At 45.3% G+C, this 14301-nt stretch carries 20 protein-coding genes; 8 read left to right on the top strand and 12 right to left on the bottom strand.

Annotated elements, in window-relative coordinates; all coding sequences use genetic code 11:
- Positions 1 to 53: 53 nt before the first annotated feature.
- Positions 54 to 800 (top strand): CAP domain-containing protein, encoded by a 747-nt coding sequence (locus BV455_RS11670; RefSeq protein WP_218687219.1) that lies wholly within the window; start codon positions 54 to 56, stop codon positions 798 to 800.
- 98 nt (positions 801 to 898) lie between these two features.
- On the opposite strand, the gene erpA is transcribed toward BV455_RS11670, so the two are convergent.
- The 3 genes from erpA to BV455_RS11655 all read right to left on the bottom strand — a co-directional run bounded on the left by erpA (position 899) and on the right by BV455_RS11655 (position 2559).
- Positions 899 to 1261, bottom strand: a complete 363-nt coding sequence (erpA, locus tag BV455_RS11665; RefSeq protein ID WP_017434808.1) for an iron-sulfur cluster insertion protein ErpA — start codon at positions 1259 to 1261, stop codon at positions 899 to 901.
- A gap of 59 nt (positions 1262 to 1320) precedes the next feature.
- On the bottom strand, positions 1321 to 2175 hold the full coding sequence (dapF, locus tag BV455_RS11660) for a diaminopimelate epimerase (RefSeq protein ID WP_061580407.1): 855 nt from the start codon (positions 2173 to 2175) through the stop codon (positions 1321 to 1323).
- A gap of 144 nt (positions 2176 to 2319) precedes the next feature.
- The gene (locus BV455_RS11655) at positions 2320 to 2559 is read right to left on the bottom strand and encodes a YuzB family protein (protein WP_061580406.1); all 240 of its coding nucleotides are present in this window, start codon (positions 2557 to 2559) and stop codon (positions 2320 to 2322) included.
- A gap of 205 nt (positions 2560 to 2764) precedes the next feature.
- Between BV455_RS11655 and BV455_RS11650 the strand changes: the two genes are divergently transcribed.
- The gene (locus BV455_RS11650) at positions 2765 to 3835 is read left to right on the top strand and encodes an NAD(P)/FAD-dependent oxidoreductase (RefSeq protein ID WP_061580405.1); all 1071 of its coding nucleotides are present in this window, start codon (positions 2765 to 2767) and stop codon (positions 3833 to 3835) included.
- A gap of 38 nt (positions 3836 to 3873) precedes the next feature.
- Here the strand turns inward: BV455_RS11650 and BV455_RS11645 are convergent, their stop codons facing one another.
- A complete protein-coding gene (locus BV455_RS11645) occupies positions 3874 to 4197 on the bottom strand; it encodes a YuzD family protein (protein ID WP_017434804.1) in 324 nt (107 codons plus the stop codon).
- Between the two features lie 95 nt (positions 4198 to 4292).
- Here BV455_RS11645 and BV455_RS11640 point away from each other — a divergent pair, with 95 nt between their 5' ends.
- On the top strand, positions 4293 to 4529 hold the full coding sequence (locus tag BV455_RS11640; RefSeq protein ID WP_017434803.1) for a NifU family protein: 237 nt from the start codon (positions 4293 to 4295) through the stop codon (positions 4527 to 4529).
- Positions 4530 to 4567: 38 nt separating this feature from the next.
- Here BV455_RS11640 and thrB read toward each other — a convergent pair whose 3' ends face one another.
- The 5 genes from thrB to yutH form a co-directional block, all read right to left on the bottom strand.
- Positions 4568 to 5482, bottom strand: a complete 915-nt coding sequence (gene thrB / locus BV455_RS11635; protein ID WP_042408990.1) for a homoserine kinase — start codon at positions 5480 to 5482, stop codon at positions 4568 to 4570.
- Positions 5479 to 6540 (bottom strand): threonine synthase, encoded by a 1062-nt coding sequence (gene thrC / locus BV455_RS11630; protein ID WP_017434801.1) that lies wholly within the window; start codon positions 6538 to 6540, stop codon positions 5479 to 5481. The genes thrB and thrC overlap by 4 nt, the downstream gene beginning before the upstream one ends.
- Entirely contained in the window at positions 6540 to 7838 is a 1299-nt protein-coding gene (locus BV455_RS11625) for a homoserine dehydrogenase (protein WP_017434800.1), read from the bottom strand. The genes thrC and BV455_RS11625 overlap by 1 nt, the downstream gene beginning before the upstream one ends.
- A 171-nt stretch (positions 7839 to 8009) precedes the next feature.
- Positions 8010 to 8996: a 2-hydroxyacid dehydrogenase gene (locus BV455_RS11620; protein WP_017434799.1), complete on the bottom strand. Its 987-nt coding sequence runs from the start codon at positions 8994 to 8996 to the stop codon at positions 8010 to 8012.
- A 77-nt stretch (positions 8997 to 9073) separates the two neighbouring features.
- Positions 9074 to 10090, bottom strand: coding sequence for a spore coat putative kinase YutH (gene yutH, locus BV455_RS11615; protein WP_042408994.1), 1017 nt, complete (start codon positions 10088 to 10090; stop codon positions 9074 to 9076).
- A gap of 156 nt (positions 10091 to 10246) precedes the next feature.
- Here yutH and BV455_RS11610 point away from each other — a divergent pair, with 156 nt between their 5' ends.
- Positions 10247 to 10744 carry a phosphatidylglycerophosphatase A family protein gene (locus tag BV455_RS11610; protein WP_017434797.1) on the top strand — a complete coding sequence of 166 codons (498 nt, stop codon included), beginning with the start codon at positions 10247 to 10249 and terminating at the stop codon, positions 10742 to 10744.
- Between the two features lie 112 nt (positions 10745 to 10856).
- On the opposite strand, the gene BV455_RS11605 is transcribed toward BV455_RS11610, so the two are convergent.
- Together BV455_RS11605 and BV455_RS11600 are read right to left on the bottom strand one after the other, a co-directional pair.
- Positions 10857 to 11627, bottom strand: a complete 771-nt coding sequence (locus BV455_RS11605) for a TIGR01457 family HAD-type hydrolase (protein ID WP_026078431.1) — start codon at positions 11625 to 11627, stop codon at positions 10857 to 10859.
- Between the two features lie 127 nt (positions 11628 to 11754).
- Positions 11755 to 12192 carry a DUF86 domain-containing protein gene (locus BV455_RS11600; protein WP_017434795.1) on the bottom strand — a complete coding sequence of 146 codons (438 nt, stop codon included), beginning with the start codon at positions 12190 to 12192 and terminating at the stop codon, positions 11755 to 11757.
- A gap of 315 nt (positions 12193 to 12507) precedes the next feature.
- On the opposite strand from BV455_RS11600, the gene BV455_RS11595 reads away from it, so the two are divergent.
- From BV455_RS11595 to BV455_RS11580, 4 genes are all read left to right on the top strand, one after another.
- Positions 12508 to 12843 (top strand): hypothetical protein, encoded by a 336-nt coding sequence (locus BV455_RS11595; RefSeq protein WP_017434794.1) that lies wholly within the window; start codon positions 12508 to 12510, stop codon positions 12841 to 12843.
- Positions 12840 to 13115, top strand: a complete 276-nt coding sequence (locus tag BV455_RS11590) for a hypothetical protein (RefSeq protein ID WP_232620805.1) — start codon at positions 12840 to 12842, stop codon at positions 13113 to 13115. Before BV455_RS11595 ends, BV455_RS11590 begins: the two co-directional genes overlap by 4 nt.
- Positions 13116 to 13338: 223 nt before the next feature.
- On the top strand, positions 13339 to 13608 hold the full coding sequence (locus BV455_RS11585; protein WP_218687218.1) for a DUF3055 domain-containing protein: 270 nt from the start codon (positions 13339 to 13341) through the stop codon (positions 13606 to 13608).
- A 58-nt stretch (positions 13609 to 13666) separates the two neighbouring features.
- Positions 13667 to 13948 (top strand): hypothetical protein, encoded by a 282-nt coding sequence (locus BV455_RS11580; protein ID WP_017434791.1) that lies wholly within the window; start codon positions 13667 to 13669, stop codon positions 13946 to 13948.
- A 45-nt stretch (positions 13949 to 13993) separates the two neighbouring features.
- Here the strand turns inward: BV455_RS11580 and BV455_RS11575 are convergent, their stop codons facing one another.
- Complete coding sequence (locus BV455_RS11575; RefSeq protein ID WP_017434790.1) at positions 13994 to 14269, bottom strand: YutD family protein; 276 nt, start codon at positions 14267 to 14269, stop codon at positions 13994 to 13996.
- Between the last annotated feature and the right edge of the window lie 32 nt (positions 14270 to 14301).

Raw genomic sequence — 14301 nt, 5'->3', positions numbered from 1 at the left:
CAAAGATATAAAAACTAAAGGTGCAAAAATAATACCTTTAGGAGGCGTTATGATTGATAAAGAAATTGACTGGCTTTTTCGCAACTTCTGCCCTAGTAATGGGACTTGCAGCGTGTAACGCAATGGATACAGACCGTAATGACAATCACGATCATCAAAACATGAATATTTCAGCTTCGTACACATCAATACCAAGTAACCAATATCCTCATACAAGATCGATATTGATCCAAGAAGCAAAGTACAAATTTGTTGAGGTGGACCCTAAACAAGCAGCCGAGTTGCATGCAAGGCTTCAGCAACAATGGAATCAGCAAAGGAGACAATATGCACCATCACCAAATCAAACGTCAACACAACAACAAACTCAACCTGAACAACAGACACCAACTCAGCAACAACAAGCTCAGGTTCCTGCAGGAATCAGTCAATATGCTCAACAAGTAATTGAATTAACGAACAAAGAAAGAGCTCGAGCAGGCCTTCCTGCTTTAAAAGTGGATGCTCAGCTAAGTGCTGTAGCTCAGAAGAAATCACAGGATATGCAACAAAACCATTATTTCTCACATACAAGTCCGACTTATGGTTCTCCTTTTGACATGATGAGGGATTTTGGTGTTACTTACAACACAGCTGGTGAAAACATTGCTAAAGGTCAACGTACTCCACAAGAGGTTGTTACAGCTTGGATGAATAGCCCTGGTCACAGAGCAAACATTTTGAATAGACAGTTTACTCACATTGGAGTAGGTTTTGAGCAATCTGGAAATGTCTGGACACAAATGTTTATCGGCAAATAATGAATGGATAATTAAAAAGGGAGCCCAAATATTTCGGCTCCCCTTTTTGAACCCATATACAATTTTTCCAAACCCTTGATATATCGCCGTTGAACTGTTTAGCACTGTTCCGGCGTGCCCGCATTGGTCGCTGTTCTAAACGATGAACCGCAACCGCAGGTAGCGATGGCATTTGGATTATTAATCGTAAAACCGCCGCCGAGCAACGATTGTTTATAGTCAATGACCGTTCCTTGCAAAATCGGGGCGCTTTCTTTATCAACGAGAATTTTAATGCCATGTTGCTCAAATTCATAATCATCCTCGTGACGCTCGTGGTCAAATCCCATTCCGTACGATAGCCCGCTGCAGCCTCCGCCTTTGACGCCAACGCGAAGGTATGCACCTTCTTCCTCCTGCTCTTTCATCATATCTTTAATTTGAAACGCCGCTGCTTCCGTCAATGTAATAATATCTGTCATTCGTATCCCTCCTTGCTTAATTAATAGTATATCGCTTTTTGGCACGGCCGCTCAAATATTTAATAATAATACACACCCGTACAAATCGTTTCGGCCGGTCCTGTCATCCGTATATTTCCTTCCTCCGTCCACGTAATGATTAAATCTCCTCCCGCCAAATGGACGATCGTTTCTTTATCCCGTGCTGTCTTTCCATTTAAAACGGAGGCAACGACCGCAGCGCATGCGCCCGTACCGCATGCCTGTGTCACGCCAGAGCCGCGCTCCCACACACGGAAATGGAGCTCATGGTCGTTAATCACTTCCACAAATTCGACATTTACTCCTTCCGGAAAGCGCTTATCTTTTTCAACCATCGGACCGAGCGTCGTTACCGGTGCTGTTGTGATATCATCCACGTAAAAAATAACATGAGGATTTCCCATCGAAACGGCTGTAATTTCATACCGTTGCCCATCGACTTCAAACGGTTCGGCCACTACTTGTTCCGCCTCCGGACCGACCATCGGGATTTGGCTTCGCTTTAAACGCGGTTTTCCCATATCCACGGTCACGCTTGTCACCGCTCCATTTTCTACCGTTACGTCTGCCTTCACGAGTCCGGATAACGTTTCAATAAAAAAGGATGGTTCCTGAACGATTCCATGCTCATAGACATATTTGGCAACGCAGCGCAAGCCGTTGCCGCAATTTTTTCCTTCCGAGCCGTCGCTGTTGAAAATCCGCATCTTTACGGGAGCGATATTCGATGGACAAATAAGAATCATGCCGTCTGCCCCGATTCCTGTATTTACGTTTGATACTTTCACCGCCAGCGATGACAATAACGATTCCGGAATCGTCTCTTCAAACATATTGACATATATATAACTATTACCCAGTCCATGCATTTTCGTAAACGAAAATTGATTCATTGCGTCCTCCTCAAAAAATTTTTTTATCTATAAGTATAAAGAAAAAATAAATGGGACACAATGAGAATATCCCCCGTTTTTTCATATACACCTTAAAAGAGGATGTCGCGTGAGACATCCTCTTTTTCTTACCAGCATTTATCGTTAAAACATCAGGTTTTCCTCTAAGTAGCGATAAATGTTTTCCACTAATTGTTCAGGAGTTTCTCCGCTGACAAACTCCCCATTTACTAAAGCGAACAGCGTTTCTGCACACCGGGTGCAGTAACTGAGGCAGTTGTACTCGATAATATCCAAATTAGGATCTTTTTCTAATATTTCTAACGCTTTTTGCGATCCGCTTGCCAAATTGCTAATGCAAAATTCAATAATTGGCTTTATCATTGCTTTTCTCACCTTCCTACTGCCTTTCATCGTAGCGATTTTTTCCGCAAACGTCAATTGAAACACTTCATTTGTTTTTAGGAGACACGATATATTTTTTCTTTTGTCAACGGTTATCATAAAATTGTTGTTATTTTGCCACAATTCCGCTATACTTTTTTATGGCATTTTGCGTTTGAGAAAATCATCAAAGGGGATTTTTACGATGAGACATCTTGTATTGCTTGGCGGAGGATATGGAAACATGCGGATTTTGCACCGTCTCCTCCCAAATTCTTTACCGGAAGATGTTCATATTACCCTCGTCGACCGTGTTCCATATCATTGTTTAAAAACGGAATATTATGCACTCGCAGCAGGCACGATCAGCGACCATCATATTCGTGTCCCGTTTCCGGAGCATCCGCGTCTTACCTACCTTTTCGGCGAAGTCGTGCACATTGATCTCGACAAGCAGAGTGTGCAATTGAAAGACGGAAGCAATATTTCCTATGATGATTTGGTCATTGGATTAGGTTGTGAAGATAAGTACCATGGCGTCCCGGGGGCGGACATGTTCACTCACAGCATTCAATCGATCGAGAAGGCGCGCGCAGCCTATGAAGCGTTAAATAATCTGCCGCCTGGCGCTGTCGTTGGCATTGTCGGGGCCGGATTAAGCGGCGTTGAATTAGCGAGCGAACTAGCGGAAAGCCGACCGGATTTACACATTAAGCTGTTTGACCGTGGCGAACGCATTTTGCCAATGTTTCCGAAACGGCTCAGCGACTATGTGGAAAGCTGGTTTGCCGAACATGATATTGAAATCGTCCGCTGTTCGAACGTGACAAAAGTGGAAGAGCATACGCTGTACAACCACGATCAACCTATTCATTGTGATGTTATCGTTTGGACAGCCGGAATTCAGCCAAATCGCGTGGTCCGCGAACTTCCGGTGGAAAAAGACAAACAAGGGCGCATTATTTTAACGAAACAGCATCATATTCCTGAATATGAAAACGTATACGTTGTTGGCGATTGCGCGAGCTTGCCGCATTCTCCGAGCGCGCAGCTTGCCGAAGCTCAGGCGGAACAAATCGTTCAAGTATTGCAAAAGCGCTGGAACGGGGAAGAGCCACCAAGCGAATTCCCGCCGATTAAACTGAAAGGAGTTCTCGGTTCGCTCGGCAAAAAACACGGATTCGGACTGGTTGCCGACCGCCCGATTACCGGCAGGGTGCCTCGGCTGCTAAAATCGGGAGTATTGTGGATGTACAAATACCATAACGGCTATTAATGGAAAAAAGGGATCTTTTCAGCAAAGATCCCTTTTTCCTAGCGATAGCCGTACTTTTCCATTTCCGCATAAATGGCCTTTAGCTTTGGATTTCCTTCCCCGACAATAACGCCTTCAATAACAACAACGGGGTAAAACAAATCTTCTTCAATTACTTTTTGTGCAAATTCTCTTTTCTCTTCATCCTCTTCCGGCGGGTTGAAAATATCGACATATGTCATTGAAAACGGCTGATCTGGATATTTCCGTTTAATCGCCGCTTCCAGCCACTCATATGTTTCTTTCGAAGAAGGCAGCTGCACGCAAGATGGACAAACGATATCCGCACCATATACGCATATTTCTACCTGCCTAAACGTCATATATTTCCACCTTTCATATGATAAAAACAAAATTTATCATTAGATTTTTTTCTTTAGCATGATTATAATAAAATTACAGAAAGGAGTCGATAAAAATGACGGACCAGGAAATTAAAGAACAAGTGCAAGAAGTTTTAGATAAACTCCGTCCGTTTTTACTTCGTGATGGCGGGGACTGCGAATTAATTGACGTCGAAGACGGTGTTGTCAAATTGCGTCTCCTTGGCGCATGCGGAAGCTGCCCAAGCTCCACGATCACATTAAAAGCCGGAATCGAGCGCGCTCTTTTAGAAGAAGTACCAGGCATCGTCGAAGTAGAGCAAGTATTTTAATTCAACAAATAACAGCGGTTTCCCTGAGGAGACCGCTGTTATTTTTCTAGAGCTAGTTTGTATACCCGGCTTCCTTTTTGTTCTACCGTTAATAATTCGACGGAACAATTCGAAAAATGAGGGAGCAGCTTTTCTTTTACATACTTTCCCTTCCCAGGTTCGATAAAGGCTAAAACGGTAGGCCCCGCTCCGCTTAGCGCCACGCCGAACGCCCCGTATTCCAAAGCCAACTCCTGCGCCAATGGCAGCTGTGGAACAAGTTCTTTCCGATACGGCTGATGAAATAAATCGGCGGCCATCATTTTGCCGGCAAGCTCCCAGTTTTTCGTTAATAGCGCCGCAACCAACACGTTGCTGACCGCGCTTGCCTCTACGGCTTCTTCCCGTGCAAGCAGCTGTGGCAGCACACTGCGTGCTTTTTTTGTTTCTAATTCATAGTCTGGAATGACAGCGACCAAGTCCAACTGGATATCGGGAATATGGACGATATCCGTCCCTTGCTTGCGGTGACAGCCGATGACAAGCCCCCCGTATAAAGAAGCGCCGACATTATCGGGATGCCCCTCATAGCAGCTGGCCAGCCGCATTTTTTGCTCGCGCGTCAGCTCCAAGCCAACAAGCGCATCAGCCAGTTCAATTCCGGCGACAACCGCCGCCGCGCTACTGCCCAAACCACGCGTCAACGGAATATTGCTGTATACATCAACCGAACAGTTTGGCAGCGTATATCCATACGTGGCCGCCACTTGCTCTGCCACTTGATAAATTAAATTTTCCGTTCCTGTTGGAATTCCCCTTACTTCCGGAGAGCAGGGGATAAACTTCCATTCCCCTGCGGGCCTGACTTCTAAAGTCAAATAACAAGATACAGCAAGCCCGACGGAATCAAAGCCGGGGCCTAAATTTGCTGTGCTCGCGGGCACGATAATTTTTAACATCTCATCTTCTTTCATGAATGGACAACTCCTTGGAGATGCTCGAACACGATCGTTTCGTCATTTGGGAGTACAACAGGCTCGATTTCCGCTGTTTCCATCGCAATGGCCGGATCTTTTAAACCGTTTCCGGTTAGTACCGCAACAACGGTGCTGCCTTTTTCAATTTCATTGCGCTTCCGCTGTTTGATTACTCCCGCAACCGCTGCGCAGGAGGCAGGCTCCGCAAAAATCCCTTCTTTTCTTGCCAGCAGCTTATACGCTGCTAAAATTTCTGCATCGGAAACTTCATCAATTTTTCCTTGCGACTCTGCCGCCGCCTGAACTGCTTTTTCCCAGCTGGCCGGATTGCCGATGCGGATCGCTGTTGCCACCGTTTCCGGATTTTCAATGACTTGATTGCGGACAATCGCTGCCGCTCCTTCGGCCTCAAATCCGCGCATTTGCGGAAGCCCGGTTTGCTTCAGCGCATGATACTCTTTAAATCCTTTCCAATACGCCGTGATATTGCCGGCGTTGCCGACAGGAATCGCCAGCACATCCGGCGCCTTGCCGAGCTGGTCGCAAATTTCAAACGCCGCCGTTTTCTGTCCTTCAATGCGGTATGGGTTAACCGAATTGACAAGGGTGATCGGGGCAATATCGCTAAGACGGCGCACCATTTTCAGCGCTTCATCAAAGTTGCCGTCAATAGCGAAAATCTCGGCGCCATACATGACCGCCTGTGCCAGTTTCCCCATCGCAATTTTGCCATTTGGGATGACGACAATGCAGCGTAATCCTGCTCTTGCCGCATAGGCGGCGGCGGAGGCGGACGTATTGCCTGTCGAAGCGCAAATAATCGTATGGCTGCCGGATTCTTTCGCCTTTGCCACCGCCATTACCATTCCTCGATCCTTGAACGAGCCCGTCGGGTTGGCTCCTTCAACTTTGACGTACAGTTCAATCCCCAGCTCTTCCGATAAACGCGGGAGCGGGATAAGCGGCGTGTTCCCCTCATTTAAAGAAAGCAGCGGTGTATTTTCGTTGATTGGCAAAAATTCACGGTACGCTTGTAACAGTCCTTTCCATGCCATTATTTTCCCTCTCCTTCAACGCGATACGAACTTTTCACTTCCTGAACGATTTCCAAGTCGCGCAATTGCTGTAAAATTTCCTCATAATCTTGCTGCGAGGCGCGGTGCGTCACAATAACAATTTCCGCAAGGTTGTTGTCCTTTAACGGCAACTGCAAAATTTTCTCGAAACTGACGCCACGTTCGGAAAATAGGGTCGTAATTTTGGCAAATGCGCCGACTTGGTCTTTGACGTGAATACGCAAAAAATATTTCGAGAAAATTTCCGCTGGGGATTTTAATTGTTTTTCATATTGCGGAGCAACGGCATAATGTCCATTTACCCCTAAGCGCATGTTTTTCATGACAGCCACTAAGTCAGACACAACCGCCGTCGCTGTCGGCAAGCTTCCCGCTCCCGGTCCGTAAAACATCGTTTCACCGACCGCTTCGCCATATACATAAACAGCATTGTATTCATCATTGACCGAAGCAAGCGGATGAGAGTCCGGAAGCAAGGTCGGCTGGACGCTGACTTCTACTTTGTTTCCATTCCGATGGGCAATGCCGATTAGTTTCATCGTATAGCCGAGGCGCTTTGCGTAATTAAGGTCTTCTTCCGTAATCGATGTAATTCCCTTTACTTGCACGTCTTCTAGATCAATGTTCATCGAAAAGCCAAGCCGCGCCAAAATCGCCATTTTCCGCGCTGCGTCTAATCCTTCGACATCCGCGGTTGGATCCGCTTCTGCATACCCGAGTGCTTGCGCTTCTGCCAGCACGTCTTCATAAGAAGCCCCGTATTTGCACATTTTCGTCAAAATATAGTTCGTTGTTCCGTTGACAATTCCCATCAGCTTCGTGATGTGATCGGAGGCAAGCCCGTCAACAAGACTGCGCAAAATCGGAATGCCCCCGGCAACACTTGCTTCATAGAACAAATCGCAATGGTGTTCCGCCGCTACGGTTAATAACTCTGAGCCATATAGAGCCATTAAATCTTTATTCGCCGTCACGACATGCTTTCCTTGCCGCAGCGCCCGCAGCAAATATTGCCGCGTTTCTTCAATTCCGCCCATCACTTCAATAATGACGTCAATCTCCGGATCATCAATGACGTCTGTTGCGTTTGTGGTCAACATCGCTGGATCGACCTGAACATCCCGCTTTTTATATATATCCCGAACAAGGATTTTTTTGATTTGCACCGGACATCCTACTTGATGCATCAGCCGCTCTTGATGGTTCTCAATAATTTTTACAACCCCGCTTCCAACGGTACCTAATCCTAATAATCCGACTAAGATTGGCTTTTCCATATTCCCCCGCCCTTTCTGTTTTTCAGTAGTAGACATTTGTATTTTTATAGTAGACATTATAAAAGATATTGCTTTTTTTGACAATCGTTAATTTTACTATTTAATATAGAAAATGATTAATATCAAGGAAATTCAGATAATTTTTTTGTAAAAAACAAGCAGCCCTGCTGCCTAGGACCGCATACTCCATTCTTTATTGACAAGCGTTTCAGGCTGGCTTCCAGTTAATATAGCAATAATATTGCGGCAGCATAGCTCCATCATCTTTGTCCGCGTTTCTTTTGTTGCACTCCCAATATGCGGAAGTGCTATCACATTTGGAAGTGCCAGCAATGGATGTGATGCATCAATCGGCTCCTGCTCAAACACATCTAATCCTGCTCCCGCGATTTCTCCACTGACAAGCGCCTCATATAACGCCTGTTCATCGACGACCGCTCCTCTTGCCGCATTGACAAAGATTGCGGACCGCTTCATTTTGCGGAATGCCTCTTTGTTAAACATATGACGTGTTTCATTTGTCAGCGGTGTCAAACAAACAACAAAATCCGCTCTTTCCAACAGCTCCTCAAAAGAACAATATGTAGCTCCAAGCCGCTTTTCCGCTTCGATGTTGCGAGAACGATTGTGATACAACACATTCATATCAAAACCGATGGCTCGTTTGGCAACCGCTTTGCCAATATTACCCATACCGACAATACCAATCGTTTTATGGTGAACATCGACCCCAGCCAGCAGAAACGGACTCCAACTTTTCCACTTTCCCTCTTTGATAAACTGCGCCGCTTCCACCATGCGGCGGGCAGTAGCCAGCAATAATGCAAACGTCAAGTCAGCGGTTGTATCGGTCAATACATCAGGAGTATTGCAAACGGCGATGCCTCGTTTCGTTGCCGCCTGCACATCGATATTGTCAAAGCCGACACCCATGTTCGCCACGACTTTTAGCTGCTTTCCGGCATCCAATATGGCCTCATCCACCATATCTGCCACCATCGTCAACAACGCATCGGCTTTCTTCGCTTCGTTCATTAGGACATCGCGCGGAACGGGCACGTCATCATGCGGCCACGTCGCTACTTCCGCAATTTCTTTCACCGGCGCGATAATCTCCTCCGGCAACTTTCTCGTAATAAACACATACGGCCGCTTCATACCGCCACCTTCCCTCCTCTATGTTTTTTCCTTATCTTAACATAACTTGCTGGCAAAAAAAATGATGATTTCATTTCTCAACGTGATAACGAATAAGACAGCCATTCTACTTTCGGAAGAGAAAGGTGGCGGCTTGATAAACCGACAATGTCCATAAATGAAGCAAGAAATTGCTCATGCTCGCGTGAACGGGCGATGATGCTCTGCAGCATATGCACATATTGCTGTTTTTCCCGTTCATCGTCTGACATATAATATCCTTCGACACATTCAAAATAATGAAGCGGAAACAGAAGACGAGCGTATACAAGACGCCAGGCAAACGGAGATAAAGGGGTTTGGCGCTCATAATCGCGGAAAAATTGCCTTATCTCGCCGACGGAATGATGCCCCTTTTTGACGTATAAATAACGAACCCATTCCGCTAAATCTCGCGCGCAATGATCGTATACCCAATCGGTAGGCAACTTCTGCTCTTTTCCCTCCACCCATCCAGAATTCGGAATCCGCTCATGGCAAAAAGTGGCGTAATCAATGCCGAACGGCTCCTCATCCAACTCCGTATCGGCAACATATTGAATCGCGTTTTCAGCAAGCGCAAGATAATATGGAAACGATTCAATCAAGAGTCGATCAAACATCGTTTCCATCCCCATGGCTATTTTATTTTTCCAAAATTCCTCCATTTGATCGACTCGTTTTCCCCAAAGTTCTTTCCATTGGCCGATCCGCCGGCAATGAACGAGCGGAAGCGGACATGTGCGGCCACGTTGATGAAATTTTGCTAACTCCCGCCCAACGGAAATATTTCTTGCATACGGCAGAAGCGGTGTACGAACAATAACAATGGGTTGTTCATTCCTATAAGCAACGAGCTTACCTGATTTCGTTTGCACAAATGATGCGACCGTCATATCCCCTTTGGATATTAAATAATTGCTCATTTTTTGCAGTTCCTCAAGCTCCGCTTCGCTGCGCCCGTAGACAGGGATAACGGTATAATACTGATGTTTATAGAGAAACGTGTAATACCGACCGTTTTTTTTCATCCGCTCTGCTTCGATATCATATTCCTGGCGAATCCATGATTCCATTGCTGTTCCCTCCTTTTAACAGTAATATATGAGGAGTTTTGCCAAAAAATCTGCATTTCTTCATCACGAGCATCTATGTTTACAGAAGCGACACATTTATGTCATCATAAACATATATAATAAGAAAACAATTCCTTGAAGAAATAGGTGACGCTCATGAAGGAACCAATTATGAACAATCTTGAACAAACCGCTCGCCAATGGCTGGAAGAGCGAGGGGTGACCATCAAAGATATTGCCGAACTTGTATATTACCTACAATCGAAGTACCATCCTGATTTGAAACTGGAAGAATGTATTGAAAACGTAAACCGTGTCATTTCGAAACGCGAAGTGCAAAACGCGATCCTAACCGGCATTCAGCTTGATAAATTAGCGGAAGAGGGCAAATTAGACGAACCGCTGCAGTCCATTATTCATCGCGATGAAGGGCTCTACGGGGTGGACGAAATTTTAGCGCTGTCGATCGTTAACGTGTACGGATCGATTGGCCTTACGAACTATGGATACATTGATAAACAAAAGCCAGGCATTTTGCAATACTTAAATGATAAATCAACCGGAAAATGCAATACGTTTTTAGATGATATCGTCGGCGCCATTGCGGCCGCTGCTTCAAGCCGCTTAGCGCACCGGGCTGCGAATACGGAATAAACATGGCTTTATAGCAAAAAAGCCGCCGCTCTTTCGCGGAAGAGCGGCGGCTCTTTTAGCATTTTTCCCGAGAAGTCTCCCTTCCTCTAAACGGAGTGAAAGAGGGAGAAGTTCATATGCGGTCCATCCATTCCCGTAATGAATCGGCAGTATAAGTCGGCTGTTTTTCATATTGTTGCAGCAGCTCTTTTGTCGTTACCCCGGTATGGACAAGCAGCGTATCGATTCCGGCGTTCATCCCCGCCATAATATCGGTATCGTAATAATCACCGATCATCAGTGTTTCCTCTCTTGGAACTCCTAACACTTTTAACGCCTGTTCCATAATCACTTTCTCCGGTTTGCCAATAAAAATCGGCTGTACTTGTGTGGATACCGCGACAACGGCTGTAAGTGCGCCATTACCCGGCAGCAACCCCCGCTCGGTCGGAATGGCGATATCAGCATTGGTTGAAATAAATGTCGCCCCGTTGCGCACGGCTAAACAGGCAATTGCCAGTTTTTCATATGTAATGCTGCGGTCAATTCCCATCACCACAAAGTCCGCGTCTTCTTTCGCGAACGTGAATCCTTTTTCCTCGAGCGCGGTGCGGATTCCTTCTTCCCCAATGACATAAACGGAAGCATCTGGCTTTCTTTCAAAAATATAATTAGCGGTTGCCTGGCTGGTCGTAAATACATGTTCTGCTGCCGCCGGAACGCCGAATGACTGCAATTTCTCCGCTACTTGCGCCGGCGTGCGCGACGAGTTATTGGTCACAAACAAATACGGAATGCCTTTCCGGTGCAATTCCTTTACAAAGTCGCGGGCTTCCGCAATGCATTCGGTTCCGCGGTACATCGTTCCGTCCAAATCGATTAAATAACCGTTATACTTTTTCAACGTTTTCACCCCTTTTTCATCTTGCACATATACCCAACTTTATAAAAACAAGCGAAAAATGTCAAAAAGTAAACACGCTTCAGCAAACTACAGAAGCGTGCTTACGATACGATGAAAATGCTGTGGCTTAATTGCGAAACGCCGACACCGGACCGAGCTCGTTTTCTAAATACGTGCGCACGGCTATTGGATACGCTTGAAGAGCCGCAAAATATTTTTGCATATCTTCCCGCAATTTCTTATGATCGACGTTCGTATAATGGTGCACCAGCATTTTCCGATGGGCAATGATCGCTTTTAATGCTTTGGCATCCTCTTCTGTTATTACCTTTTCGTCCGTTAAAATATCGATAATATCTTCGTAACTGCCCGGATCTCTCATAATAAATCCGTCAATCATGGCATTTCCGACATCTAAAATGGCCTCAATCACTAAATGGGCAATCCGCTCTAAAGCAAGCCGGGATAATTCGTCATCCCACTCCGCTTTTTCCTTATAAATATGCAGCATTTTTTCCATATAACGTAATGTTTCCTCGATTTTATTACGATCGACAAAATACATCGCAGTTTCCTCCCATATAGTTCTTTTTTTATTGTACCATAATCAACAGGACATTTCCCCTATTGTCTGCTATGATAAAAATAACTTCAATTCTGATTTGGGGTATAAGCAGTTTGTTAAACATCTATAAAAATGTATCAAATCATGTAAATATCTCCTGTTATTGGCCGTGAAGAGGCGGATGTTCTCTATCTTTTCCATCGTCTCCTGTCTGAGGATAAAAAATCATCTCCCCTTTCCTCATGGAAAAAGGAAATGAAGAAGAGTTGGCGAATATATGTTCTGAAGGATCCAAACAAGGGGGAAGGCAAGGGGATGAAAACGGTTCGAGTGATGAAAATCGTTTCCAATGATGCATCACAACTTCACTCATTAGATGAGTTGATGCGTGTCTTTTGTTCCGCGAAGCGATACGCGTTTCACCGTTTGCTGGAAGGAAGGAACGCCAAAGACATCATCCAGCACCTTCCGCACCAATTTCGGCTCAACAAACGGTATGCCGAAGACGCGGTCCTGCTTGTCCAAGCGTTGATTTCTTCTAAACGTGAGCTGCGTCCAATGCGCTTGGAGGATGTGAGGGCGAAAATCGAAAAAACAGCGAAGAAAATAGAAAGTATGGGTTATCCGTCCATGAAAGCGCCGCTTTGGTGATTGGCAGACGGGGATTAGGGTATCAGGAACGATTGCCAAAAGAACTCATGGACACCATAAAAACGAAAGTGAAACGCCATTTGATTGCTGTGTTAGGGTCGATGGAAGAATCCTACAAGCAATCGAAAAGCGGAACGAAACAACGGCAATATCTAGGTAGGATGTTAAAAAAGATCGAGAACTTCAAAGAGGCACATGAATGGTCACTATGGAATATCTTGCACAAATGTTGTTGGCTGAACCAGTACCAAATTCAACTAAGGGAGGTGTAGACCTGGTTGCTAAAATCGTTGTCGTGTACGAACCAATGGAAGGAATGGTGCACGACAGGTGCCGTCGCTGACAGCGAGCCACGGGGTGTCTTTCACAGCAGGTGAATGACAAGGGAATTCCCTTCCTGATGGAACTCAGGTGTTTCCTGAGCGGCAAGCGATGTTTCCTGGTTCCATCGCGAGGAGTCGATTTTTATAGATTTTAGTAACCAGGTCGTGGCCAATGAGTGATCGTTTTTACTTATACGATGATACCATTGAAACAAAAACGCGCTTCGTCAGCTTTTTAGGAGAACGGCAGCGGTTCGATTTGGCGATCATCGAGACAGATCGCTTCTACGGGAAATATTTAGTTCTCGACTTGCAAAGCAACCGTTTTGCCATCATCGGACAAGACGATCTAGAGGAACCGGGATACTTAGAACATGCGTATCATCTCAGTGAAAAAGACGCGAATGATTTGCGGGCATTTTTGTACGAATGTATTTCATAGTCGCCTTCTCATTCGGGAACATTATAAACAATCCCCGGAAACGAGGAAGGTGAAACAAATGCAGGAGAAGGAAAAATATAGCGACTTTTCCACCGTGGAAAAGCAGAAAAATTTTTTAACGGCGGAAGAATTTCCCGAAGGACCGTATGGATCGCCGCGCCGTGCCGACGTGCCGGTCGAAAATAAAAGCACCCCATGGAAAAAAGGACAGCGCCATTACAGCGCGTTTAACTATGAATTCAAATCATTCCATCAAAATATTCCAAGGCGAGATCCTGGCGCACACCCGTTGCATGACGATCCGCGGGAAAACGAGCAATTTCCATACGGCCAGGATTAATGAACGAGCGGCTATCCTCATGAAAAAGGATAGCCGCATCTCGCTTTACCGCTTTATTTTGCGAAGCACAAAATAGGCGCAGCCAAAATTGCAATATTCATACAAATATTCAGACAAAGTGCTGATTTTAGTATCATATGTCGCTTTTTGGTTATAATCATCAAAAAAGCCGCGTAAACGGAGCTGATTATATCCCCAATCCCCGACAATATAGTCATACTTGCTTAAAATATCGGCATATCGGGCGCGAAACGCCTCTTCATTAAACGCATTTTTCACGTTTTCCACCAGTTCGTAACAGATATTGTTAATACATATCATCCTTTTCACCTTGCCTTTCCACTTTCATCATA

This window comes from Parageobacillus caldoxylosilyticus, from assembly GCF_019272935.1.
GTDB lineage: Bacteria > Bacillota > Bacilli > Bacillales > Anoxybacillaceae > Saccharococcus > Saccharococcus caldoxylosilyticus.
Note: the sequence above shows the minus strand (reverse complement) of the source record. Positions and strands in the feature narration are given on the sequence as shown.

Excerpts from the sequence above, each read along its gene's own strand:
- BV455_RS11595 (WP_017434794.1), top strand. The coding sequence starts at position 12,508 with ATGAAAACGGTTCGAGTGATGAAAATCGTTTCCAATGATGCATCACAA.
- dapF (WP_061580407.1), bottom strand. The coding sequence starts at position 2,175 with ATGAATCAATTTTCGTTTACGAAAATGCATGGACTGGGTAATAGTTAT.
- BV455_RS11580 (WP_017434791.1), top strand. The coding sequence starts at position 13,667 with ATGCAGGAGAAGGAAAAATATAGCGACTTTTCCACCGTGGAAAAGCAG.
- BV455_RS11640 (WP_017434803.1), top strand. The coding sequence starts at position 4,293 with ATGACGGACCAGGAAATTAAAGAACAAGTGCAAGAAGTTTTAGATAAA.
- BV455_RS11575 (WP_017434790.1), bottom strand. The coding sequence starts at position 14,269 with ATGATATGTATTAACAATATCTGTTACGAACTGGTGGAAAACGTGAAA.
- BV455_RS11610 (WP_017434797.1), top strand. The coding sequence starts at position 10,247 with ATGAAGGAACCAATTATGAACAATCTTGAACAAACCGCTCGCCAATGG.
- yutH (WP_042408994.1), bottom strand. The coding sequence starts at position 10,090 with ATGGAATCATGGATTCGCCAGGAATATGATATCGAAGCAGAGCGGATG.
- BV455_RS11645 (WP_017434804.1), bottom strand. The coding sequence starts at position 4,197 with ATGACGTTTAGGCAGGTAGAAATATGCGTATATGGTGCGGATATCGTT.
- thrC (WP_017434801.1), bottom strand. The coding sequence starts at position 6,540 with ATGGCATGGAAAGGACTGTTACAAGCGTACCGTGAATTTTTGCCAATC.
- BV455_RS11620 (WP_017434799.1), bottom strand. The coding sequence starts at position 8,996 with ATGAAGCGGCCGTATGTGTTTATTACGAGAAAGTTGCCGGAGGAGATT.
- BV455_RS11600 (WP_017434795.1), bottom strand. The coding sequence starts at position 12,192 with ATGTATTTTGTCGATCGTAATAAAATCGAGGAAACATTACGTTATATG.
- thrB (WP_042408990.1), bottom strand. The coding sequence starts at position 5,482 with ATGAAAGAAGATGAGATGTTAAAAATTATCGTGCCCGCGAGCACAGCA.
- BV455_RS11585 (WP_218687218.1), top strand. The coding sequence starts at position 13,339 with ATGAGTGATCGTTTTTACTTATACGATGATACCATTGAAACAAAAACG.
- BV455_RS11655 (WP_061580406.1), bottom strand. The coding sequence starts at position 2,559 with ATGATAAAGCCAATTATTGAATTTTGCATTAGCAATTTGGCAAGCGGA.
- BV455_RS11625 (WP_017434800.1), bottom strand. The coding sequence starts at position 7,838 with ATGGAAAAGCCAATCTTAGTCGGATTATTAGGATTAGGTACCGTTGGA.
- BV455_RS11650 (WP_061580405.1), top strand. The coding sequence starts at position 2,765 with ATGAGACATCTTGTATTGCTTGGCGGAGGATATGGAAACATGCGGATT.
- erpA (WP_017434808.1), bottom strand. The coding sequence starts at position 1,261 with ATGACAGATATTATTACATTGACGGAAGCAGCGGCGTTTCAAATTAAA.